Source organism: Nonomuraea sp. NPDC052116 (assembly GCF_040680035.1).
GTDB classification, from domain to species: Bacteria; Actinomycetota; Actinomycetes; order Streptosporangiales; family Streptosporangiaceae; genus Nonomuraea; species Nonomuraea angiospora_A.
On the sequence record NZ_JBFAWA010000017.1, the window covers coordinates 156,367 to 181,882 of the forward strand.

Genomic DNA, 25,516 nt, shown 5'->3' on the forward strand with positions numbered 1-25,516 from the left:
AGGTAGACGTCCGGCAGCTGGGCAAGCACCACCGAGGCGAACGGTCAGCACCACAGCGGACGCAGAGACAAACGTCCGACAGCACGGCCAACCCAGAGGCCAGCGCCCGCCACCGCGACCGCTCCCGGCGCGAACGGCTAACACCGCCGCCGACGCAGGGACAGACATCCGGCAGCGCAGCCAACCCAGAGGCGAGCAACCCCCAGCACGACCACCCCCCAGCGCGAACGGTCAGCACCACCGCCGACTCAAAGACAGCCATCCGACAGCGCAGCCAACCCACAGTCCAGCGCCCGCCGGCACGACCACCCCGGAAGACGAACGACCGGCACGACCGCCGACTCAGAGGTGAGCATCCGAGAGCACGGTCGGTTCGGGGCCGCTTCCGGCGGAGTGGCTGAGTCCTTGAGACAGCACAGCACACGGCTCAGAGCGGGTTTCCTCCCGGTAGAGGCCACAGCGGCGCGACGCCTGCTGGAGTGGAGCGCCACGCGCTTGGCCAGGGCGACCCAGCCCTCCCCTGTCCGCTAGCGCTTCTCCACCGCCACCCTTGCCTTCGCCTTCCCGCGCTGAGCCACCACGGACGCCAGCCACTATGCAGAGGAAGAGCACACGCGTGCGTACCAGCGCCGGCTGCACCTAAGTCGTACGCCTCCCGTTAATCACCAGCCCATCCACAGAACGCGCGGAAGAGTGACCCCACCGAATCCACAGCCTCGTGGGACGGGATCGATCGACGGATGCCCGAGCGCCGAGCTGAAGGTAGATAAGTAGCCTTACCGTGTGCTGATCGATTCGATGTACCCCAAGAGCTTCGCCAGCGACAACCACGCCGGCGTTCACCCGACCATCCTCGAAGCCATCGCCTCAGCCAACCACGGAGACGCGCCCGCCTACGGCGACGACAACTGGACCTCGGCGTTCGAGGAAAAGGCCAAGGAAGTATTCGGCGCGGGCGCCGATGGCTTCGCGGTGCTCAATGGAGCGGGCGCCAACATGGTCGGGCTGGCCCTCATGCTCGGCCGCTACGACGCGATCCTCTGCGCCGACAGCGCCCACATCGCCACGCATGAGGCGGGAGCCTCGGAACGCCTGCTCGGCGTCAAGCTGATGACGATCCCCACCGAGGACGGCAAGCTCCGCCCGGAAGACATCAAGTCCCGCTTGGGCGGGGTCGGCAACCCCCACGAGTCCCAACCCACGGTGGTCTCCATCTCCCAAGTCACAGAGCTCGGCACCTGCTACTCCCCCGCCGAGATCGCCGCCGTGGCGGAGGCGGCACACGAGTCTGGCCTACGGCTCCACATGGACGGCGCCAGACTCGCGAACGCCGCCGCCTTCCTCGACTGCGATCTGAAAGCCATCACAACGGACGCCGGGGTGGACATCTTCAGCTTCGGCGGCACCAAGAACGGCGCTCTGGCGGCCGAGGCGGTCGTCGTCCTCGACTCCTCGCTCGCGCCCGCCGTCCCGTTCCTCCGCCGCCAGTCACTGCAACTCGCCTCGAAGATGCGCTTCATCTCGGCGCAGCTTTCGGCGCTTCTGACGGACGACCTATGGCGCGAGAACGCTTCTCACGCCAACAAGATGGCGGCCCGGCTGGCGGACGGACTCGCCGATGTGCCCGGCGTTTCCTTGGCGCACCCGGTCCAGTCCAACGCCGTCTTCGCCGTCCTCCCATCCGCCGTCGCGGAGACCCTCAGGGGGCGCTACCTGTTCCACTACTGGGACGAGCGCGCCGGCGTCGTCCGCTGGATGACCGCCTTCGACACGACGCCGGAGAACGTGGACGACTTCCTCGACGACCTCCACAAGGCCGCCGCCGCGTAGCCTAGCGCCCACGCCGCCCGCCGTTTCACGTGAAACACATCGCCCCTCTCAGCAGCGCGACACGGCTCCATGTTTCACGTGAAACGCTCCCCAAGAACCGCTCACCCCGAAGTACCACCGCCCGTAAGACGATCTGCCAACCCGAGCCCTCGACCAACCCAAGCACTTCGTTTCACGTGAAACATCGGCCACCCGAAGGGGAGCTTGGCGTCGGTTTCACGTGAAACAGCGGCCCCGGCGAACCGTCCGCCGCGGTCTCACGTGAAACAGCAATCCAACCCAGGCGCCTCAACGGTTGCGCCGGCCGTCACCGCCGCCGCGCCCGTACGCGAGGATGCCAGCGGGCAGGAGCCGATCGGCTGGCAATGACGGTTTCATGTGAAACAGCGAATCCGAACCGGGCACGTCAGTCGTTCGTCCGCCAGCACCGCCGCGACGTCCATCGCGGGGCCGCTAGGGGCGGGGGTCGATCGGTAGGCAGCGACGGTTTCACGTGAAACAGCGTCAGTCTTCGGACTCCCGCATCGCTCGGACAGCTTCCGGCGCCATCGTGCCGATGATCCGCTCAAGGTCGTCGATCGTGGCGAACTCAACGACGATACGTCCCTTGCGGCGGCCCAGATCCACCTTCACCTTGGTCTCGAAGTGATCCGAGAGGCGGTCGGCGAGGTGGGTGAGACCGGGAGCGGTGGGCTTGGGCGCCTGGCGCTCACGCGCGGGCTTTGTGGCCGCCTTGGCGCTCCCCATCGCGACGATCTCCTCAACCGCCCGAACCGAGAGGAGCTCTGCCACGATTCGCTTGGCCAGTTCGATCTGCTCGTCAGCGCTGCCGAGGCCGAGGAGGGCTCGAGCGTGACCGGCGCTGATGACCCCTGCGGCCACCTTCTGCTGAACCTCGGGCGGGAGGTTCAGGAGGCGGAGGGTGTTGGTGATGTGGGAGCGGGAACGGCCGACCTTCTGCGCCAACTGATCGTGCGTCGCCTGGAAGTCGTCGAGGAGTTGCTGATAGGCGGCGGCCTCCTCAAGGGCGTTCAGCTGCTCACGCTGAAGGTTCTCGATGAGGGCGTCCCGAAGGAGATCATCGTCCTGAGTGTTGCGAACGATCGCCGGAACCGGGTCCAAGCCGACCTGCTGACACGCCCGCCAGCGCCGCTCCCCCATGATCAGCTCGTACTGACCTCCACCGACCGATCGAACCACGATCGGCTGCAGGAGACCGACCTCGCGGATGGATGCCGCCAACTCCTCGAGGCGTTCCCCGTCGAAGATCTCACGCGGCTGGCGCGGGTTGGGGACGATCGCGTCCAGCGCGACCTCCTTGAAGTACGCGCCAGCGATCGGCCTCGGGCCGGTATCCGCCGTTGAACCGTTCGACGGGGCCGACACCGTTCCCGTTCCGTCAACGATGGGACCGGTCGGGATGAGCGCCCCAAGCCCCTTGCCCAATCCCCGCCGCTGCTGACTCACTGCGTCTCCTCATCCACCCGGCCGATTCCGGTCACTCCAGGAGAGGTTACCGTCGTGCGCGCGACGGGGCGCCCCCTCGCCACACACCACCCGGTTCTATTTACACCGACACGATCACAAACCAACCGAACGACTGACTTGAGCCCATCTCCCGCCCGAGACAATCGCCACCACCACACGATCCGCCGCCGCAGTCAAGGGTCCCATGCCGCGCCTGAACGCACTTCCCCCGCAGTGCCCTCCGGACGCACTCACCACCTTTCTCCTCCATCTCACTGCTCCGCATCGCCGCGATCGCATCATCTCGCCTCCCCGCCTCATCACTCCCCCCGTCCCACCGCCTCGCCGCTCGCCGCCTCGACTCCCTGTTCCATTGCCTCGCTGCCGCGCCACCCCGCCGTCCTGCCGTCCCACCGCCTCGCTACCGCGCCGCTTCACCGCCGCGCCACCCCGCCATCCCGCCGTCCCACCGCCCCGCCGTCGCGCCTTCCTGGCCCGCCGCCTCGCCACTCCCCCGTTCCAACGCCTCGCCTTCCCACGCTCCGCGCTGCCTTGGCACAGCGCGGCGTCGGCCTTGGGGGCAGCTCCGCTGGGTGTGAGGGTTCTGCAGGGTTGCCCCATCGCCATAACCCCGGATGCCGAGGCGGCCGCAGAACGGCGGGGTTGCGGGTGCCTACGTCCATCGGACAGTGCGCTTGGACGTCACGCTTGACGCCAGCGGTGCTTGGGGGCGCCTTCGTCCAGCGGACGCTGCACTTAGCGCGGCTTGACGGCTGCGTTGCTCGGGGGTGCCTTGAGCCACCGCACGGCGCGCTTAGACGCCGAGGCGGTGCTGGCGGGTGAGACGCCACCGCGTGATCACGCCCGCAGTGGTTTCCGAGGAGACCCTGGGCTGGTGGTCGGCAGCCCGAGCCCCCTGGGAAGGCGGAGCCGCGAGACGCCCATGCGGCAAGACGGGGATGCGGTTGGAGGACGTTCGAATGTCACTCCGCCTACCCAGCCCGCAACCGCACTCACCGTGCCTCGCTCGCGTGCCACGGTGCCGACGCCTCACGATCCTGCCGATGCGTCCGGCCCGCAACGGCGGCGACTGTGCCCCCGGTCGCGAGCCGCAGTGGCCGGCGTCTCATGATCTTGCTGGCGCGTCGGTCCCTTCGCCCTGTCCGTCCGGCTACCCTGCTGCGGGGCTTACCTGATTGCTCTACTGCCGCGCTTATCTGGCTGCTTTGCCCCCGCTGGTCCGGCTTGCTTGGCTGCCCTGTTGGCTCTGTTGGCTCTGTCGGCCCTGTCGGGCCCGGATGGCCTGGCCGTCCTGTCGCCTCTACCGGCCCCGCCGGAGCGACCGGAGCGGCTGGCGTGGCTGGCGTTGCTGGCGTGGCTGACTAGGTTGCCTGGCAGCCCTGCCCGTTGTGCCCATCCTGTTGCCCGGCTGCCCTGTCGGCCCGACCACCCGGCTGCACAACTGCTTTGCTGCCGTGCCAACCAGACTGTCCAGCTCGTCCGGCTGTCCACAGGCCCTGTCGGCCCACACGCCTCGATCGTGGTGCTCGATTCCGGGCCGCTCTGCAGGCTCTCGTCAACCCTCCCTGCAGTCACCCGGCATTCGCCACCTTTTGTCCCGGCAGGCTCGCCTTTACCTCCCGTCGCGTCGCCGCCTCGCTGTGCCGCTCGCACTCGGGGGTCGGTGTCCCCTGTCTGGTCGTGTCACCGGGAGGCCGTGATGCTGGCTCGCGCCGGCCCCTGTGGCGGCAGCTTGTCGTTTGCGCGTGCTGCCGTCTTGGTGTGCCTGGGGCAGGGGGTCGGGCCTCTACGGCGGTTCTGCGATCGGTGGGGAGGCATGCTCGCGTGCCCTGACTCGCTGCTGCTCGGGTCGAAGCAGGAGGAGGAAGGGCGAGGGCCGGTGGGTTGGGTTGCGGGCAGGTGAGTCGAGGCCCGCGGTAGGCGGGATAGCTGCGTGCGGCGGGGTGTGGGTGCTGTGGCGGGAAGGTGGGTGTGGAGGGGCCCGGGTGTGGGCGTGGGTGGGTGACGGCTTGGCGGCCGGTCGGATGAGCGGGGCGCGGGAGTTGTGGTGCTGGGGTGGGGTTAGGCGACGGGGGCGCGGTGGGCGATCTCGCGGGCGGCGTCCATGTAGGCCATCGCGCCGCTGGAGCCCGGGTCGTACGTCATCACCGACTGCCCATAGCTGGGTGCCTCCGACAGGCGGACGCTGCGGGGGATGACCGTGTTGAGCACCGTGTCGCCGAAGTGCGACCGGACCTCGTCCGCCACCTGAGAGGCCAGCCGGGTCCGCCCGTCGTACATCGTCAGGACGATGGTCGAGAGCTTCAGCGTCGGGTTGAGGTGTGCGCGGATCAGGTCGACGTTCCTGAGGAGCTGTCCGAGGCCCTCCAGGGCGTAGTACTCGCACTGGATCGGGATCATGACCTCCTCGGCCGCCACCAACGCGTTCACCGTCAGCAGGCCCAGGGAGGGCGGGCAGTCGATCACGATGTAGTCGAGGTCGATCGCGTCGTACGCCGCCAGCGCGCGCCTCAGGCGGGCCTCACGGGCCACCAGCGAGACCAGTTCGATCTCCGCGCCAGCCAGGTCGATGGTGGCCGGGGCGCAGTAGAGGTTCGGCATGTCGGGGACCTGCTTGACGATGTCCGCCATCGGGAGGTCGTCGACGAGGACCTGGTAGACGTCCGGCACGTCGCCGCGGTGCTCGGTGGCCAAGGCTGTGGAGGCGTTGCCCTGAGGGTCGAGGTCCACCACGAGGACGCGCTGCCCATGCATCGAAAGGGCGGCGGCGATGTTCACCGATGTGGTGGTCTTGCCCACTCCGCCCTTCTGGTTGGCCACCGCGATCACCCTGGTCTTGGATGGACGCGGCCACGTGCCGTCCCCGCCGTCGGGAGTCTGAGCGGCCGTCGGGGTTGCGGATGTTTCACGTGAAACCACTGAGCTGAGCGCCTCTCGTACCAACGGCGAATCACCGGGATTCAGGGGGGTCTGGGTCACGATGTCCATCCTTTCAACCAGTGGTGTGCCGGTGCCAGGAGTTGACTGTCGCGACACGCCCATTTCGGGCCAGCCAACCCCGCTTGGACTCTCGGACGGACGGCTGTCCGGCCAACCAAGACCGCTTGACGCGACTGGCACGACCGTCACCTCCTTCGTCGACGCCTGGCTCGCTCCGGCGTGCGACCCGCTACCACCCGAACCAGTGTTGCAGGCGGCTCGACCTTACCGTGCCCGACGGTCACAAGCTCGGCCGTTCGTGCCCCGATGGCCCGCAATTGGGACTCCGCCTCGGCGAGCTCCTCGGCGGCGCGCTCCCCCTTCATGGCGATCAGCTCGCCACCCTCGTGGAGCAGCGGCATGGCCCACTTCAGCAGGCGATCGAGCGGCGCGACGGCACGAGCGCTGGCGACGTCGAACTCGCGCTTGCCCGCCAGCTCCTCCGCCCGGCTGCGCAGCACCTCGACGTTGTCGAGCTTGAGCGCCTCGACACACTCCTCCAAGAAGACGGTACGGCGAAGCAGCGGCTCCAGGAGCGTGACCGTGATGTCCTGCCGGACGATCGCCAGCACGAGCCCGGGCAGCCCGGCGCCGGAGCCGATGTCCACCAGGTGCACGTCCGGGGGCACGGCCTCGGCCACGACCGCGCAGTTGAGCAGATGGCGATCCCAGATCCTGGGCACCTCACGCGGACCCAGCAGCCCGCGGACCACGCCGGGCCCCGCCAGCAGCTGGGCGAACGCGTTCGCGCGTTCCCAAGCCTCCCCGGCGAAGACGTCCCGCGCTATGTCCGGCGGCGCCGGAAGCTCATCGCTCACTGGTCGGTGGCCCTTTCTGGGGCTGGTGGCCCTTGTTCGGTGGGAAGCCGGGTGGTCTCTACCCAAGGCTAAAGGTGAGATCACAGTGGAAGACTAGCGGGCCGGTCTGAAGGCGACCTTTCAGCACGCCGCCGTCGGTGAGACCCGGTCCGGATGGAGAGCGTTAACAAGGATGATGCGCGCATAAATGCGCGCTATGACATACGTACAGGGATAAAAGAGCCTAAATGCGAAACGGCCGTCCACCACGCGTGCGTGCGGGCAGACGGCCGGATCGGATGGCGTAACACCCCTCAGGCGGGCAGGACCACCACGTAGCGGTGTGGCTCCTCGCCCTCGGACTCGCTGCGGAGCCCGGCGGCCGCCACCGCGTCGTGCACGATCTTGCGCTCGAAGGGGGTCATCGCGTGCAGCGACTTGGGCTCGCCGCCGTCCTTGACCTCGTTGGCGACCTCGGTGCCGAGCTTGGTCAGCTCGGCCCTGCGCCGCTCGCGGTAGCCCCCGACGTCGAGCATCAGGCGCGAGCGCTCGCCGGTCTGCCGGTGCACGGCGAGGCGGGTCAGCTCCTGGAGCGCCTCCAGGACCTCTCCCCCGGGACCGACGAGCTCGTTGCCCTTGAGCCCCACGACGGAGACCATGGCGCGGTCGCCCTCGACGTCCATGTCGATGTCGCCGTCGATGTCGGCGATGTCGAGAAGGCCCTCGACGTAGTCGGCAGCGATCTCGCCTTCCTGCTCCAGCGCGTTGAGATCAGGAGCCTTCTCCTGCTCGGCCTCGGTCATGGCCGGCCTCTCCTTCATGTTCAAGACTTCTTGCTGCCGGTGCGCTTGCTGCGGGACTGGCGGCTTGGCTGCTGCCTGACGATCTTAGGCTCCGGCGGGGGCGGAGGTGCCTGCTCTTCGGGCGTGGTCTTGCGGAGCTTGGCGAACAGGCCGGGCTTGGCCTCGATGGGGACCGCGTTGCCCTTGGCGTCGAACTGCGGCATCGGGTGCCGGCTGTAGAACCAGTGCTGCTGGCCCAGCGTCCACAGGTTGGTGGTGACCCAGTAGAGGATCAGGCCCAGGGGGAAGTTCAGGCTGAAGAAGGCGAACAGCGGCGAGATGTACATCAGGATCTTCTGCTGCTGCGCCATGGGGTTGTCCGGCATCTGGGCCATCGAGCGGGTGACGCTCTGCCGGACGGTGAGGAAGGTGGTGAGCGAGCTGATCGCGACGAAGCAGCCGATGATGATCTTCTCGCTGACCTGGGCGGCCTCGAAGAACGTGGCAGGAAGCGGGGCGCCCAGGATGAGGGCCTGCTTGGCGCTGTCGACCAGCTCCTGCGTCATCCCGAACTTCGGCTGGTCCGCCGCGATCGCCCGGAGCACGGTGAACATCGAGATGAAGATCGGGAATTGGGCCACGACAGGGAGACAGCCGCCGAGGGGGTTGGCGCCCGCACCCTGGTACAGCGCCATGACCTCCTGGTTCATGCGCTGCTTGTCGTTCTTGTAGCGCTTGCGGAGCTCCTGGACCTTCGGCGCCAGCTCCTGCATCTTTCGCGACGAGCGCATCTGCTTGAGGAACAGCGGGAAGATCAAAATCCGCATGCAGATGGTCAGCGTGATGATGGTGAGCGCCCAGGTCAAACCGCTGTTCGGGTCGAGCACCGTGCTGTATGCCTGGTGGATCCAGGTAATGACTTGGGCGACGGCTGTGTACAGCCAGTTGAGCCAGGACAGCTCCACCGAGCTATCTCCCTTGCGTTTCGTGGGACCGGACCGGGCGTGGGGGCACCGGGTCTATACCTCCGGGATGGAATGGGTGGCACCGCCCGATGCGCCGGACAGTCAGCCAAATGCCGCGCAACGCTCCGTGCGTGGCGATCGCCTCGAGTCCATACGCACTGCAGGACGGGTAGAAACGGCAGCGTGGACCCAGCATCGGGCTGATGAACGCCCGGTAGAACCGGATCGGGATGATCAGCGCCCGAGCGGCGAGGCTCGGCGTCACCCCTTGCGGCTGCTCCGTCATTTTTGTCCACCCGTCGAGGACTCGCGCCGCCTGAGCAAACGTTCCAGTGCGGAGTCGAGCTCGGCGGCCAGAAGCTCGAATCGCGCGGACGCGGCCGGTGGATTGGCGCGTACCACCAGCAGGCTACCTCGCGGCAGCCGGTCGAGACGGTCCCGCATCAGGTGTCGGAGCCGTCGCTTGACCTTGTTCCGGGTCACGGCGCCGCCTACGGCCTTGCTCACCACGAAACCCACTCGAGGGGACTCTTCCCCCGAAGTGGCGAAATGCACCACCAGAGTCGGACGACCAGCGCGCTTACCGCGCCTGACCGCCGCCTCGAACTCTTCCCCGCGCCGCATGCGGGAGTGACGGGACAGCACCGTATACGCCTAACGCCCGCCGGCATGACGCACCGACGGGCCATATACGCGCGGAACGATCAGGCCGACAGCTTCTCGCGGCCCTTGCGGCGGCGAGCGGCGAGGATGGCGCGACCGGCCCGGGTGCGCATCCGCAGCCGGAAGCCGTGGGTCTTCGCGCGGCGACGGTTGTTCGGCTGGAAAGTACGCTTGCTCACGGGTGGGCTCCAGGCTTGAAGGTGCGCCACAAGGGCGCTGTACACACATGGATGGCCTGCCAGGGAAGCGAGGGCACGCGAAATAGCCGTCGCGTGACAAGCCGACCGTCGTACGTTACGGGGGAAGTACCCCTCAGGTCAAACTGGACGGGTTATCCACCTTTCCACAGGCGACTTTTCCACCGTCGAGCCTGCGTCCACAGTATGTGCACCCAGGTGCCACTAGGCTGTGGACAATGCCTTGAACACAGCTGTGCACATAGATACTGTCGGCCCTTCCGAAGCCGCTAAAGGGCTGTGCACAACCTGTGGATCTCCTGTGGAGGGCCTGGGCATGGAGCCCGGCCGCCACGTTGTGGACGAAGGGGCCGCCGATCACCGCGGGCGGCCGCGCTTGTGGATAAACGATCGCGGGGGGCCGCGAGAGGAAGGAGGGGGAGCCGCACCATGAACGGTGTCGACCTCGGCACGGTATGGGCGAGGGCCCTGAGCAACTTCCTCAACGAGAACGTGCCGATCCAGCAGCGTACGTGGCTCGGAATGGTGCGCCCGATCGCGCTGGCGAACGACACGATCGTGCTCGGCGTCCCCAACGACTTCCTCAAGGACCTCATCGAGGGCAAACTGCGCCCGCTCGTGGCGCACGCGCTGTCACAGGAGCTCGGCCGGACCATGCGACTGGCCGTGATGATCGACACCACGGCGCCGGAGCCGCCGACGATCGACTCTCATCAACAGCCTGTGACTCACAGTTATCCCCAGAATGTGGAGAGCCAGCCGCTCTACGCACAGCCCGCGCCATCGCAGCACCAGCAGGCTTTGGAGCCTCCACAGTTCTATTCTCCACAGCCTGAGCCGCCCCAGATATCCACCGAATATCCACAGCCGGGCTTCTCTTTTGAACAGGCGAAGCCGTACACACCGCCTGTGGAAAAGGAGCCTGAGCCGGCGCCGAACCGGTGGGAAGCGAAGAGCAACAAGCCCAGCGAACCGGCCAGACTTAATCAGAAGTACACATTCGAGACATTCGTCATTGGGGCCAGCAACCGGTTCGCCCACGCGGCGGCCGTGGCGGTCGCCGAATCCCCCGCGAAGGCGTACAACCCGCTCTTCATCTACGGCGACTCGGGGCTGGGGAAGACGCACCTGCTGCACGCGATCGGGCACTATGCACAGAGCCTGTACGACGGCGCGCGGGTCAGATACGTGAGCTCCGAGGAGTTCACCAACGACTTCATCAACAGCATCCGCGACCACAAGGCCGACGGCTTCCGCGGCCGCTATCGCGCGATCGACATCCTGCTTGTGGACGACATCCAGTTCCTGGAGGGCAAGGAGCAGACCCAGGAGGAGTTCTTCCACACCTTCAACACCCTCCACAACGCCAACAAGCAGATCGTCATCTCCAGCGACCGCGCGCCGAAGCAGCTGACCACGCTGGAGGACCGGCTGCGCAACCGGTTCGAGTGGGGCCTGATCACGGACGTCCAGCCGCCGGAGCTGGAGACCCGGATCGCGATCCTCAGGAAGAAGGCCATCCAGGAGGGCCTGGCCGCGCCGCCCGAGGTGCTGGAGTACATCGCCAGCCGCATCTCCACCAACATCCGCGAACTCGAGGGCGCCCTGATCAGGGTCACCGCGTTCGCCAGCCTCAACAGGCAGGGTGTGGACCTGCAGCTCGCCGAGGTGGTGCTCAAGGATCTGATCACCTCGGAGTCCGACACCGAGATCACCATCGCGGCGATCATGACCGAGACCGCCAACTACTTCGGCATCAGCATCGACGACCTGTGCGGCACCTCACGCAGCCGGGCGCTCGTCAACGCCCGACAGATCGCCATGTATCTGGCCCGCGAGCTGACCGAGCTGTCGCTGCCCAAAATCGGCCAGCAGTTCGGCCGCGACCACACCACGGTCATGCACGCCGAGCGGAAGATCCGCTCGCTCATCGCCGAGCGCCGGTCGATGTACAACCAGGTCAACGAGCTGACTTTGCGTATCAAGCGGACATCCCGCGGGGCCTGAACATCATGCACAGCCTGTGGAAAACACTGTGGATCTGCGGAAACGCCGAAACCCACCGGCTCTTCGCCACACAATGCCCGGAAAAATCCCCCACAGGGCCTGGGGACAAGGTTGGGGACACCCTGGGGAGAACCTGGGGACTACTCGTGGATAACGTGTGGACGGCCTGTGAACAGGCGATCTGGGACTCCAGCCGCGTCCCTTTTACCCCGTGGACAACTTGTGGAAACCTCGTGGATAACCCGTGGATGAAGGCACCAAGATCTGGGGACAGCCTGTGTGCACAGACTCGTCATCCCCAGGCGCGCGAGTTCTCCCCAGGCGTCACCCACACCCCCGGTGGATGAAAACAGGGCTGCTGACCAGCCAGAACGATGGTTGTCCACAGTTTCCACAGCCCCTAGTGTGATGACCTCTTATCTCTCTAACAAAGAAACTCAAGACCCATAGAGGGGTTCTCCCGGAGCTCAGGTGCGGGAGAGTGAACACTTGAATCAACGACGAACCCAGGAGGCCGATCCATCGTGATGTTCCGAATCGAGCGAGACGTTCTCGCTGAGGCGGTGGCATGGACGGCACGCAGCCTCCCGGCGCGCCCGTCGGTGCCCGTGCTCGCAGGCATGCGTCTGGAGGTCACCGAGGGCCAGCAGCTGAAGCTGTCCGGCTTCGACTACGAGGTCTCCGCCGAGGTGACGCTCGAACTCCAGACCGGTGAGGCCGGCGTCGTGCTGGTCTCGGGCAAGCTGCTCGCCGAGATCACCCGCGCACTTCCTGCACAGCCTGTGGACTTCGTGGTGGACGGCGCCAAGGCGGTCGTCACCTGCGGCAGCGCTCGATTCACACTGCTGACCATGCCTGTGGAGGACTATCCGTCCCTCCCGGCCATGCCGCCGGCCGCCGGCCGGGTGGGCAGCGACGTGTTCGCCTCCGCCGTCGGCCAGGTCGCCGTCGCCGCCGGCCGGGACGACACCCTGCCGATGCTCACCGGCGTGCGGATGGAGATCGAGGGCGACACCGTGACCCTCGCCGCGACCGACCGCTACCGGCTCGCCGTACGCGAGCTGAAGTGGCAGCCGGGCCAGCCCGACTTCGCCGCCATCGCCATGATCCCCGGCAAGACCCTCGCCGACACGGCCAAGGCGCTCGGCACGACCGGCGCGGAGGTGGAGATCGCGCTCAGCTCCGCCGGCGGCACCGGCGAAGGCATGATCGGCTTCTCCAGCGCCGGACGGCGGACCACCACGCGGCTGCTCGACCCCGAGTTCCCCAAGTACCGGTCGCTGCTGCCCACGGAGTTCTCCGCCCGCGCGGACTTGTCCACAGGGCCGTTCGTGGAGGCGGTCAAGCGCGTTGCCCTGGTCGCCGAGCGCAACACCCCGGTGCGGCTGGCGTTCAAGAGCGGCGAGGTCGTGCTCGAGGCGGGCAGCGGCGACGAGGCGCAGGCCGTCGAGGCCCTGCCTGTGGATTACGAGGGCGAGGAGATGAACATCGCCTTCAACCACCAGTTCCTGCTCGAGGGACTGGGGGCCATCGACTCGGATGTTGCGCGACTTCAGATGACCACGTCGACGAAGCCCGCTATCCTCACCGGTGGCAAGCCTGTGGATGACGGAGCCGCTACGGACTACCGTTACCTGATCATGCCCATCCGCCTGTCAGGCTGATCCTGTCATCGGGGATGATGGAAGTCTGACAAGGGGGTAGGACAACATGCAGATCGGCATGGTCGGACTGGGCAAAATGGGCGGCAACATGGCCGAACGCCTGCGCCGCGGAGGTCACGACGTCGTCGGCTACGACCGCGATCCCGCGATCAGCGACGTGGGCAGCCTCAAGGAGCTGGTCGAGCGCCTGCAGAAGCCGCGGGCGATCTGGGTCATGGTGCCCGCAGGCAAGCCCACCCAGGCGACGGTCGACGATCTCGGCGAGCTGCTCGACCCCGGTGACATCGTCGTCGACGGCGGAAACTCCCACTATGTGGACGACCAGAAACACGCCGCCGAGCTGGCCGAGAAGGGCATCGGCTTCGTCGACTGCGGCGTGAGCGGCGGCGTCTGGGGCCTCAAGAACGGCTACGCGCTCATGTGCGGCGGCGACCAGGCCAACGTCGACCGGCTCATGCCGATCTTCGAGACGCTCAAGCCCGAGGGCGAGGACGGCTTCGTGCACGCGGGCGAGGTCGGCGCCGGGCACTTCGCGAAGATGGTCCACAACGGCATCGAGTACGGCATGATGCAGGCGTTCGCGGAGGGCTGGGAGCTGCTCGAGGCCTCCGACGTCGTCAAGGACGTCAAGGGCTCGTTCAAGAGCTGGCGCACCGGCACCGTGATCCGCTCCTGGCTGCTCGACCTGATGGTCCGGGCGCTGGACGACGACGAGCACCTCGAGCAGCTCCGAGGTTATGCACAGGACTCCGGGGAGGGCCGGTGGACGGTGCAGGCGGCTGTGGACCACGCGGTTCCGCTGCCGGTCATCACCGCCTCGCTGTACGCCAGGTTCGCCTCGCGGCAGGACGACTCGCCCGCGATGAAGGTGGTCGCGGCGCTGCGCAACCAGTTCGGCGGCCATGCGACCACCTCCGCGGAGGGCAGCACCGAAAAGGGGGCCGACTCCCCCGGCGCCGACGTGATCCCGCCGCGCGAGACCGAGCGTCGGTGACCACAGGCATCCCCGAGGCGCACTAACCTCGTGGGGTGCATGTCGCCCACCTCTCGCTGACCGACTTCAGGTCGTACGCGTCCGTGGAGCTCGGCCTGGAGCCGGGCGTCACGGCGTTCGTGGGGCCCAACGGCCAGGGCAAGACCAACCTGGTCGAGGCCCTCGGCTACGTCGCGACGCACTCGAGTCACCGGGTGTCGAGCGACGCGCCGCTGGTGCGCAAGGGCGCCACGCGGGCGATCGTGCGCTGCGCCGTCCACAGGGACGACCGCCGGGCGCTGGTCGAGCTGGAGCTCAACCCGGGGCGGGCCAACCGCGCCAGGCTCAACCGCTCCCCCGTGTCCAGGGCCCGCGACGTCGTCGGCCTGCTGCGTACGGTGCTGTTCGCCCCCGAGGACCTCTCGCTGTCCAAGGGCGACCCGGCCGAGCGGCGCCGATTCCTCGACGACCTCCTGGTGGCCAGGACGCCCAGGTTCGCCGGCGTCCGGGCCGACTACGACCGGGTGCTCAAGCAGCGCGGCGCGCTCCTGCGTACGGCCGCGCAGGCCCGCAGGGGCAGCAGGAGCGCCAGACGGGCCGAGAGCGACAGCGGGTTCACCGCGGCCGGCGCGGGCGACGTGCTGAGCACCCTGGAGGTGTGGGACGCCCACCTCGCCAGGCACGGCGCGGAGCTCCTCCGGGCCCGGCTGGAGCTCGTCGAGGCGCTGCGCCCGCTGGTGGCCGGCGCCTACTCCGCGCTCGCTCCCGGGAGCGACCCCGCGACGCTGGCCTACCGCAGCACGTTGTCCACAGGTGGGGATACGGATGAGGGTGTCTCGGAGGACGAAGCCGCCGGTGAGCGGGGATCTTTCGATACACAGACGTTATCCACAGACTTGGGGAAAACCCTTGAAGAACGGCTGCGGGAGCGGCTATTGGAGGTCCGCTCAGCGGAGCTCGAGCGCGGCGTCACGCTCGTCGGACCTCACCGCGACGACCTGATCCTCGGCCTGGGTGACCTGCCCGCCCGGGGCTACGCCAGCCATGGCGAGTCCTGGTCGTTCGCGCTGGCGCTGCGGCTGGCGGCGTACGACCTGCTGCGGGCCGACGGCGGCGATCCCGTGCTGATCCTCGACGACGTGTTCGCCGAGCTCGACAGCCAGCGCAGGCGGCGGCTGGCCGAGATCGTCGCGCCGGCCGAGCAGGTGCTCATCACCGCCGCCGTGCCGGACGACGTGCCCGCGGAGCTGGTGGGAGGCCGGTTCGACGTCGCAGAAGGGAGCGTGACCCGTGTCCGCTGACGACAACCCCGCGGCCAGGGGAGCCGCGATGGCCAGGGAGAAGCTCGCCCAGGCCAAGGCCGACGCGGCCAAGCGCGGCCAGCTCCCCCGGCGCGAACCCAGGCGCAAGGCGGCGGGGCCACGTAGGGAGGGCGGCGATCCACAGCTTTTCGGACGTGCCATTGCCGACCTCCTGGCCGACCGCGGCTGGGAGCGTTCGGCGGCGGTCGGCGGGGTGTTCGGGCGCTGGATCGACATCGTGGGTCCTGACCTGGCCGCCCACACCAAGCCCGAGTCTTTCGAGGACGGCGAGGTGCTGATCGCGGCCGACTCCACGGCCTGGGCGACGCAGGTGCGGCTGCTCGCGCGCACCCTCGTCCGCCGGCTCAACGAGGAGCTCGGCGACGGCACCGTCACAAAGGTCAAGGTCAGAGGCCCGCAGAACGGCCCCCGGCCGTCCGGAGGGCTGCGGGTGACCGGAAGCCGGGGCCCTGGCGACACCTACGGATAGCCTCGATCAGCGGTTTTCCGCAGCAGGCACTTTTGCTGCTCCGGTTGGGCCCCAGGGGCGATCAGAAAGCCACAGACGCGATAAGCCCCCTTTCCGAAGGGGGGATGCTTACCAGGGGGCAAAACGAGCTAGGAGCCATCACAGGCGCGTTCCTTGCCACCTTCGGCCGCCGGACCCGGTAGACTGAAGACGGATTCCGGACACGTCCGCTTGCGTGTCACCCCGGCGGTAAGCCGACTTCCCTTGGGTGACCGCGCATCGGGGCACTCACGACGGTGACGGGCACGGTAGGGGCAGCTTTCGCAGGTCGATGGCCTCCCCCGCCGCGTGTCCGCGGCAGGAGGATTTCGCAGTTGTCCTACGACGCTAGCTCTATCACCGTACTCGAGGGGCTTGAGGCGGTTCGCAAGCGCCCGGGTATGTATATCGGCTCCACCGGTGAGCGCGGCCTGCACCACCTCGTCTACGAGATTGTGGACAACGCGGTGGACGAGGCCCTAGCCGGTTACTGCTCCCGGATCGACATCACGCTCTTGGCCGACAACGGCGTACGCGTGGTCGACAACGGCCGTGGCATCCCCACTGGCATCATGCCGAAGGAGAACCGTTCGGCGGTCGAGGTCGTGCTGACCACGCTCCACGCGGGCGGCAAGTTCGACAGCCAGTCCTACGCGGTCTCCGGCGGCCTCCACGGCGTCGGCTCGGCCGTCGTCAACGCGCTGTCCACCGCCATGGACGTCGAGATCAAGCAGAACGGCCACTTCTGGCGCCAGCGCTACGAGATGTCCAAGCCCCTCGCGCCGCTGGCCAAGGGCGAGGGCACCGACGAGACCGGCACCACGATCACGTTCTGGCCCGACCCCGAGATCTTCGAGACCACCGCCTGGAACTATGAGACGTTCTCGCGCCGCTTCCAGGAGACGGCCTTCCTCAACAAGGGCCTGACGATCACGCTCACCGACGAGCGCCCCGATCACATCAACGGCGAGGTCCACACCGTCACCTACTGCTACGAGGGCGGTCTGACCGACTTCGTCCAGCACCTCAACACCAAGAAGGAGGCGGCGCACGCGTCGATCATCTCCTTCGAGGAGGAGGGCGACGGCATCGCGGTCGAGATCGCCATGCAGTGGAACAACTCCTACTCCGAGTCGGTCTACACCTTCGCCAACATGATCAACACCGCGGAGGGCGGCACCCACGAGGAGGGCTTCCGCGCGGCGCTGACGACGATCGTCAACCGCTACGCCCGCGAGCAGAAGTTCCTCAAGGAGGGCAAGGACGACAACCTCTCCGGCGAGGACGTCCGCGAGGGCCTGACCGCGATCATCTCGGTCAAGCTGGCCGAGCCGCAGTTCGAGGGCCAGACCAAGGCCAAGCTGGGCAACACCGAGGCCAAGTCGTTCGTGCAGAAGGCCTGCAACGACCACCTGCGCGACTGGTTCGAGCGCAACCCCGGCGAGGCCAAGGACATCATCAACAAGTCGCTGCAGGCCTCGCGCGCCCGCATGGCCGCCCGCCAGGCCCGCGACCTGACCAGGCGCAAGTCGCTGCTCGAATCGGGCAGCGGCCTGCCGGGCAAGCTGGCCGACTGCCAGTGGAACGACCCGGAGAAGTGCGAGCTGTTCATCGTCGAGGGCGACTCGGCCGGCGGCTCGGCCAAGGGCGGCCGCGACTCGCGCTTCCAGGCGATCCTGCCCATCCGCGGCAAGATCCTCAACGTCGAGAAGGCGCGGATCGACAAGGTCCTCAAGAACAACGAGGTCCAGGCGCTGATCACCGCTCTGGGCACCGGTGTGCACGACGAGTTCGACATCGCCAAGCTGCGCTACCACAAGGTCATCCTCATGGCCGACGCCGACGTCGACGGCCAGCACATCAACACGCTGCTGCTGACGCTGCTGTTCCGGTTCATGAGGCCGCTGATCGAGGCCGGCCACGTCTACCTGTCGTGCCCGCCGCTCTACAAGATCAAGTGGGACCGCAAGGGCGAGGACGCCTCCTACGCGTACTCCGACACCGAGCGCGACGCGGTCATCGCCGAAGGGATCGCCAACGGCAAGGCCGACCCGCGGCCGCGGGACAACGTACAGCGCTTCAAGGGTCTCGGCGAGATGAACGCGGGCCAGCTCTGGGAGACCACGATGAACCCGGAGACCCGGCTGCTGCGCCTGGTCACGCTCGACGACGCGGCGCAGGCCGACGACCTGTTCAGCGTGCTCATGGGCGAGGACGTGGAAGCCCGGCGCGACTTCATCATCCGTAACGCGCGCGACGTCCGCTTCCTCGACGTTTAGTTAGAAAAGGGATCATCACCTGTGACGGACGTGAACACCACTCCCCCGGCTGAGCGCATCGAGCCTGTGGACATCCAGTCCGAGATGCAGCGCAGTTACATGGACTACGCGATGTCGGTCATCGTGTCCAGGGCGCTGCCGGACGTCCGCGACGGTCTCAAGCCGGTGCACCGGCGAGTGCTCTACGCGATGTACGACGGTGGCTACCGTCCCGACCGCGGCTACTTCAAGTGCGCCCGCGTCGTCGGTGACGTGATGGGCACCTACCACCCCCACGGCGACACCTCGATCTACGACGCGCTGGTACGACTGGCGCAGCCGTGGTCGCTGCGTTACCCGCTGGTCGACGGGCAGGGCAACTTCGGCTCGCCGGGCAACGACCCGGCGGCGGCGATGCGTTACACCGAGTGCAAGCTCGCGCCCGTCGCCATGGAGATGCTGCGCGACATCGACAAGGACACCGTCGACTTCCGCCCCAACTACGACGGCAAGTCGCAGGAGCCCGACGTCCTGCCGGCGCGCTTCCCGCAGCTGCTGGTCAACGGCTCGGGCGGCATCGCCGTCGGCATGGCCACCAACATCCCGCCGCACAACCTGCGCGAGGTCGCCTCGGCGGTCAAGTGGGCCCTGGAGAACCCCGAGGCCGGCGACGAGGAGCTGCTCGAAGCCTCGATCAGGCTGGTCAAGGGGCCCGACTTCCCCACCAAGGCGCTGATCGTCGGGCGGCGGGGCATCGAGGACGCCTACCGCACCGGGCGCGGCTCGATCACCATGCGGGCCGTGGTCGAGGTCGAGGAGGACAAGGGGCGGCAGGCGCTCGTCGTCACTGAGCTGCCGTACCAGGTCAACCCCGACAACCTCGCCCTCAAGATCGCCGAGCTGGTGCGCGAGGGCAAGCTGACCGGCATCGCCGACGTACGCGACGAGAGCTCCTCGCGGGTGGGGCAGCGCCTGGTGATCGTGCTCAAGCGCGACGCGGTCGCCAAGGTCGTGCTCAACAACCTGTACAAGCACACCCAGCTCCAGGACACCTTCGGCGCCAACATGCTGGCCCTGGTCGACGGGGTGCCGCGCACGCTGCGGCTCGACCAGTTCATCCGGCACTACGTCGCGCACCAGATCGAGGTCATCGTCCGCCGGACGCGCTACCTCCTGCGCAAGGCCGAGGAGCGCGCCCACATCCTGCGCGGCCTCCTGAAGGCCCTTGAGCGGCTCGACGACGTCATCGCCCTCATCCGGGCCTCGGAGTCCGCCTCGCACGCCCAGCAGGGCCTCATGGCGCTGCTGGAGATCGATGAGGTGCAGGCTCAGGCCATCCTCGACATGCAGCTGCGCAAGCTGGCCGCCCTGGAGCGGCAGGCCATCCAGGACGAGTACGACTCCCTGATGACGCAGATCGCCGAGTACAACGCGATCCTGGCCAGCGAGGCCCGCCAGCGGGAGATCATCAACGAGGAGCTCGCCGAGATCGTCGGCCGCTACGGCGACGAGCGGCAGACCGAGATCATCGCCTACGACGGCGACATGTCGATCGAGGACCTCATCGCCGAGGACGAGATCGTCGTCACGATCACCCGGGGCGGCTACGCCAAGCGCACGCGTACGGACCTCTACCGGGCGCAGAAGCGCGGCGGCAAGGGCGTGCGCGGCGCCCAGCTGCGCCAGGACGACATCGTCGACCACTTCTTCGTCACCACGACGCATCACTGGTTGCTGTTCTTCACGAACAAGGGCCGGGTGTACCGGGTCAAGGCGTACGAGCTGCCCGACGCCGGACGTGACGCGCGTGGCATGCATCTCGCGAACCTTTTGGCGATGCAGCCCGACGAAACAGTTATGGAGGTTCTCGACCTACGCGACTACGACGTCGCCCCCTACCTCGTGCTCGCCACCCGCAGCGGGCTGGTCAAGAAGACCCGCCTGTCCGAGTACGACTCCCCCAGGTCCGGTGGCCTCATCGCGATCAACCTACGGGATGACGACGAGGTCATCGGAGCCCGCCTGGTCTCCGAGCAGGATGACCTGCTGCTGGTCTCCAAGGGAGCCCAGTCGATCAGGTTCACCGCTTCCGACGAGGCGCTGCGGCCCATGGGCCGCGCGACCAGCGGTGTGATCGGCATGAGGTTCCTCGACGGTGACGAACTTCTCGCCATGAATCGACTCGCCGACGGTCAAGATGTGCTTATCGCCACGGAGGGTGGGTACGCAAAACGGACGCCAGTGGAGCAGTATCCAGTTCAAGGACGTGGCGGTAGGGGCGTGCTTACTGCGAAAATCGTGTCTTCCCGTGGCAAGCTGGTCGGTGCCGTCATGGTCAACCCAGAGGACGAGGTCTTCGCGATCACGTTCGCCGGCGGGGTGATCCGGACGAGTGCCGGTGAGATCAAGCAGTCCGGCCGCCAGACCATGGGAGTGCGATTGATGAATCTCGCCGAAGGAGACAGCGTGGTGGCCCTCGCCCGGAACGCGGAGTCGATGGAGACTTCGGTGGAAACTGAGGAAGACGGGGGAGGAGAGTAGTTCATGAGCGCCCAGGGTGGCTCCGCCAGGACAAAGGCGGCTTCGGGTAACGGACAACAGCCGAAGAAGCCCAACGAAACCGAGATCTTCGGCGCGATCGACGACGGCAAGGACACGTCGCCCGCGCAGGGCAAGCCAGGTCCGCCCAAGGAGGAGTCGCGGTCAACGGCCCCCGCGCCGTCACCCATGCCCACGCCGTCCGCTCCTGGCCCTGGCCCCGGTGGTCCTGGTCCTGGCCCCGGTCCGGGTTCCGGTCCTGGTTCCGGCCCGCAGCCTCCGGAGGGCAACGACACGGTCCGCGTCCGTCCGTCGCTCGCCACCGAGGCCCCGCCCGCTCTCGAGCTGCCCAACAAGAAGAAGTCGTCGAACTCCTCGGGGTCCCGGCTCCCCCGCAAGGCCCACCTGGTCCTGCGCCGTGTCGAGCCGTGGTCCGCCATGAAGTTCAGCTTCGTGGTGTCCCTGGTCTGCTTCGTGGTGCTGTTCGTGGCGGTGGCCGTCCTGTACGGCGTGCTGTCGGCCCTGGGCGTGTTCGACTCGCTGGTCGACCTGGTCAACCAGCTCGGCCAGGGGGAGCAGGGGCAGAGCTCCATCCCCATCAACATCGCCTCCTGGTTCGAGCCGGTGCGCATTCTCGGCTACACGGCACTGATCGGCGCCGTGAACGTCGTACTGATCACCGCGCTGTCCACGTTGGGGGCGGTCATCTACAACATCGCCTCTGACCTGGTCGGAGGCGTCGAGGTGACCTTCAGCGAGGCCGAGTAGTCGTGGCGCTCGCGCCGGACCCGTGGGCGGGGACGGCGCGAGCAGCACGCCGGAGGCGGTAAGCTTTTCCTCATCCGAACAACCAGTTCGCCTCCGTCCTGCGGATGCGATAACGTTCGGTGTGCGCGGGGCTATAGCTCAGACGGTTAGAGCGCTTCCCTGATAAGGAAGAGGTCCCAGGTTCAAGTCCTGGTAGCCCCACCCAGCTCAAAGGCCAGATCCCGAGATTGCGGATCTGGCCTTTTGGTCGTTTGCCACCAAGATCGTCAGGTGTCAGTCCACATCGACAGCAGGCAGACCTTCGAACGGTGCCGGCCGAGATCGAGTTGGACGTCGAGATGCAGCTTGCCCCGTACTATGCACCCGGACTTGACCAGCCCGTGTGTCGCGTACGGCTTCACGCACGTAGTCGAGTACGCCTTGAGGTGATCGTGTAGAGCTGATCGTGCCCAGGCGGCGGTGTACCCGCACAGAATGGGCCCATGGCGAAACTCTCCTACGCCGACGCGGCCAAGCTGGTCGGGGGCGAGAGCCCGGTGCTGGAGGCGCTGAACAAGGCCACCGGCGGGCTCCTGCTCACCGCAACGGCGGGCGGAAGCGAGCTCGCGGTCAGCTTGTTCGACGCAAAGGGCGAACTGGCCAGGCTGAGCACCGACCTGGTCACCGGCCTGGCCGACAGATTGCGCGGCTTGCGCAGGTACGAAAGGACCGACCGGCTGGCCGCCGCGCAGAGGGTGCTCGTCCTGACCGCCTACTTCGACGCGGTACGGCAGACCGAACTGCCCTTCGACTCCGCCCAGCTGCGTCTGAGCAGGCCGGTCGAAATGACCGTTGCCACAGGCAATGCGTGGAAAGGCGGCCGTCTCGGCACGCTGGCAGGGATCTTGCTGGATACCGACATCCCCAGCCACTCCCCACGCGATCGCCAGGACACGATGGCCCGTTCGCTGGATCTGTACTACCGCTCGCTCGGCGATGACCTGATCGCCTACCTTGCCGAGCAGCCAATGTGGGCGGCCGCGCCGGAGGCCGCCCGCAAGCGCTTCGCCCAAGTGCTGCGCGAGGAGGTGCCGCACGCGGCGCTGCGCCGGTACAACGAGCTGTTCACTCGCCTGGCCACGGAATTCCCCGAGGTGGCCTACTGGGCCGCGCGGCTTGACCACGAGGCGACCAGGAGCGAGGTGCGCGAGCTCGGTATGGGGCTGGCGGACCTGGGCCGCATGCTCGAGGGCATCGCCACGGGCCGGGCGCCCGACGAGCGCAGGCAGGCGCTGACCCGCCGCTACCGCAGGCAGTTGGAGCGGCCGATCGTGGCCACCGGCGACGTACCGGAAGGGCTCGTCATCCCGTCATTGGAGGCCGGCTACGTCAACCCGCGCTACCGGGTGGCTCCGGTGATCCGCGCCGACCGGCTCGATGAGGAGCCCTGGTGGCATGACCACGAGGTCAGGGACGACCTGCAGGATTACCTCATCGGCCACCTGACGTCCCTGCACGCGGTGGAGGGGCCGCTGATCGTGCTGGGGCAGCCGGGTTCGGGCAAGTCTCTGCTCACCAAGATCCTTTCCGCACGGTTACCGGCCACGGATTTCATGGCCGTGCGCGTCGTGCTGCGGGAGGCGCCGGCCGACACCGACCTGCAGAGTCAGATCGAGCACGCGATCCGCGACGCGACGGGCGAGCAGTTGTCGTGGCCCTCCCTGGTGCGCGCGGCCGGCGACGCGCTCCCCGTCATCATCTTCGACGGATTCGACGAGTTGCTCCAGGCGACGAACATCGGCCAGAGCGACTATCTGGAGCAGGTCGTACGCTTCCAGGAACGGGAGGCCGACCAGGGCAGACCGGTCGCGGTCATCGTCACGAGCCGCACGGCGGTGGCCGACCGGGCGCGGATCCCGCCCGGCGGAGCTGTGGCCGTACGCCTGGAACCCTTCGACGAGCAGCAGGTGAGCTGCTGGCTGGAGGTATGGAACGCCGCCAATGCCGCCTTTTACGACCGCCGCGGCTTGTCGCCGTTGCCGACGGCAGCGGTGCTGCGCCAGCCGGATCTGGCTTCGCAGCCGTTGCTCCTGCTCATGCTCGCGCTCTACGACGCGGGTGACGACGTGCTGCGGATGGAGGGCTCTGAGCTGGGTTCGGCGGAGCTGTACGAGCGCATCCTGGTGCGGTTCGCCGAACGCGAGATCGGCAAGTCCGCGCCAGGCCTGCGAGGGGACGCGCTGCGCTCTGCCGTGGAGCAGGAACTGCTACGCCTGTCGGTGGCAGCGTTCGCGATGTTCAACCGGGGCCGTCAGTGGGCGACCGAGGAAGAGCTGTCCCGTGACCTCACCGCCCTGCTCGGCATCCCTCCTGCGGCTCCGGCCACAAGTTTCGCGGTCCCTTCGACGCAGGGCCAGACGGTCGTCGGCCGGTTCTTCTTCGTCCACCAGGCTCAGGCCATCCGCGCCGGCTCGACACTGACCACCAGCGAGTTCCTGCACGCCACGTTCGGCGAGTTCCTGGTGGCCCGCCTGATCGCCAGAGAATTGGCTGCTCTGTCCGCGGTCAACGAGGTGACTGCGGCACGCGGCCGGGCGTCCGCGGACGACGCGTTCCTGCGCTCGCTCTTGTCCTTCGCCCCGCTGACCAGCCGCGGCCAGGTCATGGACTTCCTCGCGGCGCTCACCCACCACGACGATGGGCTGCGCCGCCTGCTGCTCAGGTTCTTCACCGCCTGCCTCGAACCCGGCAGGGAGCAGGCAAGCGGCGGCTACGAGCCCGCGCCCCTGTCCGGCCCCGCCCGATACGCCGCATACTCCGCGAACCTGCTCCTTCTGGTGACGCTGGCCACGCCGAGCGTCACCGGGGGCGAGCTCTTCCCCGCCGAACGCCATCCGGTGACGGCATGGCGCAGGTGCGCGATGTTGTGGCGTTCGCAGTTCACGGGAGAGCAGTGGCGGGAGCTGGTCACACGGGTGCGAGTGGAGCGGATCTGGCATGAGGACGACCGGGACGTCGTCGTCGGTCTCGGCGCCTGGGACCCGCCGGCGCTGGACATCTACTGGACGCACCACATGGAGCCGGGCCATCCGGCGCGCGGATGGCCCGGCTTGCGGATCATGAACACAAGGGACCTGCGCCGGGAGAGCTACTTCGTCTGCGATTCCGGGCAGGACGTCGTCTGGCACGCCATCGAGCCCTTCCAGACAGCGCCTACCACGGGCGAGAGCAAAGTCCCGCCTTGGGAGGGAGTCACTCAGTTCGGAGCCGTGGATGGCGGGCACGCCATGTCTCCCATCCACGCCATGATGAGACTCTGGCTGGTGTCGGGCCAGGCGGTCACGTCCGAGCAGCTGCTGGAGGCCTATGAGACGTGCCTGTTCGCCATCAACGCAAGACGTTCTGGCGAAACCGATCTCCTGAGTGAGTATCTGGCGGCCGTGCTGCGGCAGCTTGCCGCCGACCGAGATCGTCTCCCCGCCGTGCGGCGGGCTCGGCTGCACGATCTCATCAGCCCCGAGCTGCGGTCGCACCCGGCCGTGGACCACTGGACCCGCGAGGCCTTCGGTACGTAGCGCACGCCGACCGGCGGTCGCTTGCAGGCGGAGCGGCCAGCGACCGAGGCGGATCATGACCGTGTCGTTCGCGCTGAGCCTGACCACCTACGAGGTCGTGCGACGCTGGGGACCCACCGGATTCGCCCTCGGCCTTGGCCGCCGAAGGACGTCCGCGGTCGTCGGGTCCGCTCAGCAGGCGGCACGGCCGCCCGAGCTAGCGCATGTTCGGGGTTCGGATCAGTGTGGATGACGCGGGGCTTGG

General features: G+C 67.7%; 18 protein-coding genes and 1 tRNA gene. 11 read left to right on the forward strand and 8 right to left on the reverse strand.

Annotation, left to right across the window (positions count from 1 at the left end; genetic code table 11):
- The first annotated feature begins 783 nt into the window (after positions 1-783).
- On the forward strand, positions 784-1,830 hold the full coding sequence (locus AB0L65_RS30620) for a beta-eliminating lyase-related protein (RefSeq protein WP_364251992.1): 1,047 nt from the start codon (positions 784-786) through the stop codon (positions 1,828-1,830).
- Between the two features lie 504 nt (positions 1,831-2,334).
- On the opposite strand, the gene AB0L65_RS30625 is transcribed toward AB0L65_RS30620, so the two are convergent.
- The 8 genes from AB0L65_RS30625 to rpmH form a co-directional block, all read right to left on the reverse strand.
- Positions 2,335-3,297 carry a ParB/RepB/Spo0J family partition protein gene (locus tag AB0L65_RS30625; RefSeq protein WP_364251995.1) on the reverse strand — a complete coding sequence of 321 codons (963 nt, stop codon included), beginning with the start codon at positions 3,295-3,297 and terminating at the stop codon, positions 2,335-2,337.
- Positions 3,298-5,379: 2,082 nt separating this feature from the next.
- On the reverse strand, positions 5,380-6,306 hold the full coding sequence (locus AB0L65_RS30630) for a ParA family protein (RefSeq protein WP_363978797.1): 927 nt from the start codon (positions 6,304-6,306) through the stop codon (positions 5,380-5,382).
- 137 nt (positions 6,307-6,443) lie between these two features.
- Positions 6,444-7,115 carry a 16S rRNA (guanine(527)-N(7))-methyltransferase RsmG gene (gene rsmG, locus AB0L65_RS30635; RefSeq protein WP_357746441.1) on the reverse strand — a complete coding sequence of 224 codons (672 nt, stop codon included), beginning with the start codon at positions 7,113-7,115 and terminating at the stop codon, positions 6,444-6,446.
- 293 nt (positions 7,116-7,408) lie between these two features.
- Positions 7,409-7,897 carry a R3H domain-containing nucleic acid-binding protein gene (locus AB0L65_RS30640; protein ID WP_350724222.1) on the reverse strand — a complete coding sequence of 163 codons (489 nt, stop codon included), beginning with the start codon at positions 7,895-7,897 and terminating at the stop codon, positions 7,409-7,411.
- A gap of 20 nt (positions 7,898-7,917) precedes the next feature.
- Positions 7,918-8,841, reverse strand: a complete 924-nt coding sequence (yidC, locus tag AB0L65_RS30645; RefSeq protein ID WP_364251998.1) for a membrane protein insertase YidC — start codon at positions 8,839-8,841, stop codon at positions 7,918-7,920.
- Between the two features lie 4 nt (positions 8,842-8,845).
- Positions 8,846-9,127, reverse strand: a complete 282-nt coding sequence (gene yidD / locus AB0L65_RS30650) for a membrane protein insertion efficiency factor YidD (protein ID WP_319718238.1) — start codon at positions 9,125-9,127, stop codon at positions 8,846-8,848.
- Positions 9,124-9,486 (reverse strand): ribonuclease P protein component, encoded by a 363-nt coding sequence (gene rnpA / locus AB0L65_RS30655; RefSeq protein WP_350724226.1) that lies wholly within the window; start codon positions 9,484-9,486, stop codon positions 9,124-9,126. Before rnpA ends, yidD begins: the two co-directional genes overlap by 4 nt.
- A 59-nt stretch (positions 9,487-9,545) precedes the next feature.
- The gene (rpmH, locus tag AB0L65_RS30660; RefSeq protein WP_043614899.1) at positions 9,546-9,683 is read right to left on the reverse strand and encodes a 50S ribosomal protein L34; all 138 of its coding nucleotides are present in this window, start codon (positions 9,681-9,683) and stop codon (positions 9,546-9,548) included.
- 447 nt (positions 9,684-10,130) lie between these two features.
- Here rpmH and dnaA point away from each other — a divergent pair, with 447 nt between their 5' ends.
- The 10 genes from dnaA (at position 10,131) to AB0L65_RS30710 (ending at position 25,272) form a co-directional block, all read left to right on the forward strand.
- Positions 10,131-11,708, forward strand: a complete 1,578-nt coding sequence (gene dnaA / locus AB0L65_RS30665) for a chromosomal replication initiator protein DnaA (protein ID WP_364252001.1) — start codon at positions 10,131-10,133, stop codon at positions 11,706-11,708.
- 524 nt (positions 11,709-12,232) lie between these two features.
- Complete coding sequence (gene dnaN / locus AB0L65_RS30670) at positions 12,233-13,372, forward strand: DNA polymerase III subunit beta (protein ID WP_355192871.1); 1,140 nt, start codon at positions 12,233-12,235, stop codon at positions 13,370-13,372.
- 46 nt (positions 13,373-13,418) lie between these two features.
- On the forward strand, positions 13,419-14,366 hold the full coding sequence (gnd, locus tag AB0L65_RS30675; RefSeq protein ID WP_364252004.1) for a phosphogluconate dehydrogenase (NAD(+)-dependent, decarboxylating): 948 nt from the start codon (positions 13,419-13,421) through the stop codon (positions 14,364-14,366).
- A gap of 35 nt (positions 14,367-14,401) precedes the next feature.
- Entirely contained in the window at positions 14,402-15,646 is a 1,245-nt protein-coding gene (gene recF / locus AB0L65_RS30680; RefSeq protein ID WP_364252007.1) for a DNA replication/repair protein RecF, read from the forward strand.
- Entirely contained in the window at positions 15,636-16,136 is a 501-nt protein-coding gene (locus tag AB0L65_RS30685) for a DciA family protein (RefSeq protein WP_350724236.1), read from the forward strand. Before recF ends, AB0L65_RS30685 begins: the two co-directional genes overlap by 11 nt.
- A gap of 353 nt (positions 16,137-16,489) precedes the next feature.
- A complete protein-coding gene (gene gyrB / locus AB0L65_RS30690; RefSeq protein ID WP_364252011.1) occupies positions 16,490-18,433 on the forward strand; it encodes a DNA topoisomerase (ATP-hydrolyzing) subunit B in 1,944 nt (647 codons plus the stop codon).
- Positions 18,434-18,454: 21 nt separating this feature from the next.
- Positions 18,455-20,953 (forward strand): DNA gyrase subunit A, encoded by a 2,499-nt coding sequence (gyrA, locus tag AB0L65_RS30695; RefSeq protein ID WP_364252014.1) that lies wholly within the window; start codon positions 18,455-18,457, stop codon positions 20,951-20,953.
- A 3-nt stretch (positions 20,954-20,956) separates the two neighbouring features.
- The gene (locus AB0L65_RS30700; protein ID WP_364252017.1) at positions 20,957-21,718 is read left to right on the forward strand and encodes a DUF3566 domain-containing protein; all 762 of its coding nucleotides are present in this window, start codon (positions 20,957-20,959) and stop codon (positions 21,716-21,718) included.
- A 127-nt stretch (positions 21,719-21,845) separates the two neighbouring features.
- Positions 21,846-21,919 (forward strand) — tRNA-Ile (locus AB0L65_RS30705).
- 281 nt (positions 21,920-22,200) lie between these two features.
- Positions 22,201-25,272 (forward strand): hypothetical protein, encoded by a 3,072-nt coding sequence (locus AB0L65_RS30710; protein ID WP_364252020.1) that lies wholly within the window; start codon positions 22,201-22,203, stop codon positions 25,270-25,272.
- The last annotated feature ends 244 nt before the right edge of the window (positions 25,273-25,516 follow it).

Excerpts from the sequence above, each read along its gene's own strand:
- AB0L65_RS30630 (WP_363978797.1), bottom strand. The coding sequence starts at position 6,306 with ATGGACATCGTGACCCAGACCCCCCTGAATCCCGGTGATTCGCCGTTG.
- AB0L65_RS30640 (WP_350724222.1), bottom strand. The coding sequence starts at position 7,897 with ATGACCGAGGCCGAGCAGGAGAAGGCTCCTGATCTCAACGCGCTGGAG.
- yidD (WP_319718238.1), bottom strand. The coding sequence starts at position 9,127 with ATGACGGAGCAGCCGCAAGGGGTGACGCCGAGCCTCGCCGCTCGGGCG.
- dnaA (WP_364252001.1), top strand. The coding sequence starts at position 10,131 with ATGAACGGTGTCGACCTCGGCACGGTATGGGCGAGGGCCCTGAGCAAC.
- gnd (WP_364252004.1), top strand. The coding sequence starts at position 13,419 with ATGCAGATCGGCATGGTCGGACTGGGCAAAATGGGCGGCAACATGGCC.
- AB0L65_RS30700 (WP_364252017.1), top strand. The coding sequence starts at position 20,957 with ATGAGCGCCCAGGGTGGCTCCGCCAGGACAAAGGCGGCTTCGGGTAAC.
- AB0L65_RS30710 (WP_364252020.1), top strand. The coding sequence starts at position 22,201 with ATGGCGAAACTCTCCTACGCCGACGCGGCCAAGCTGGTCGGGGGCGAG.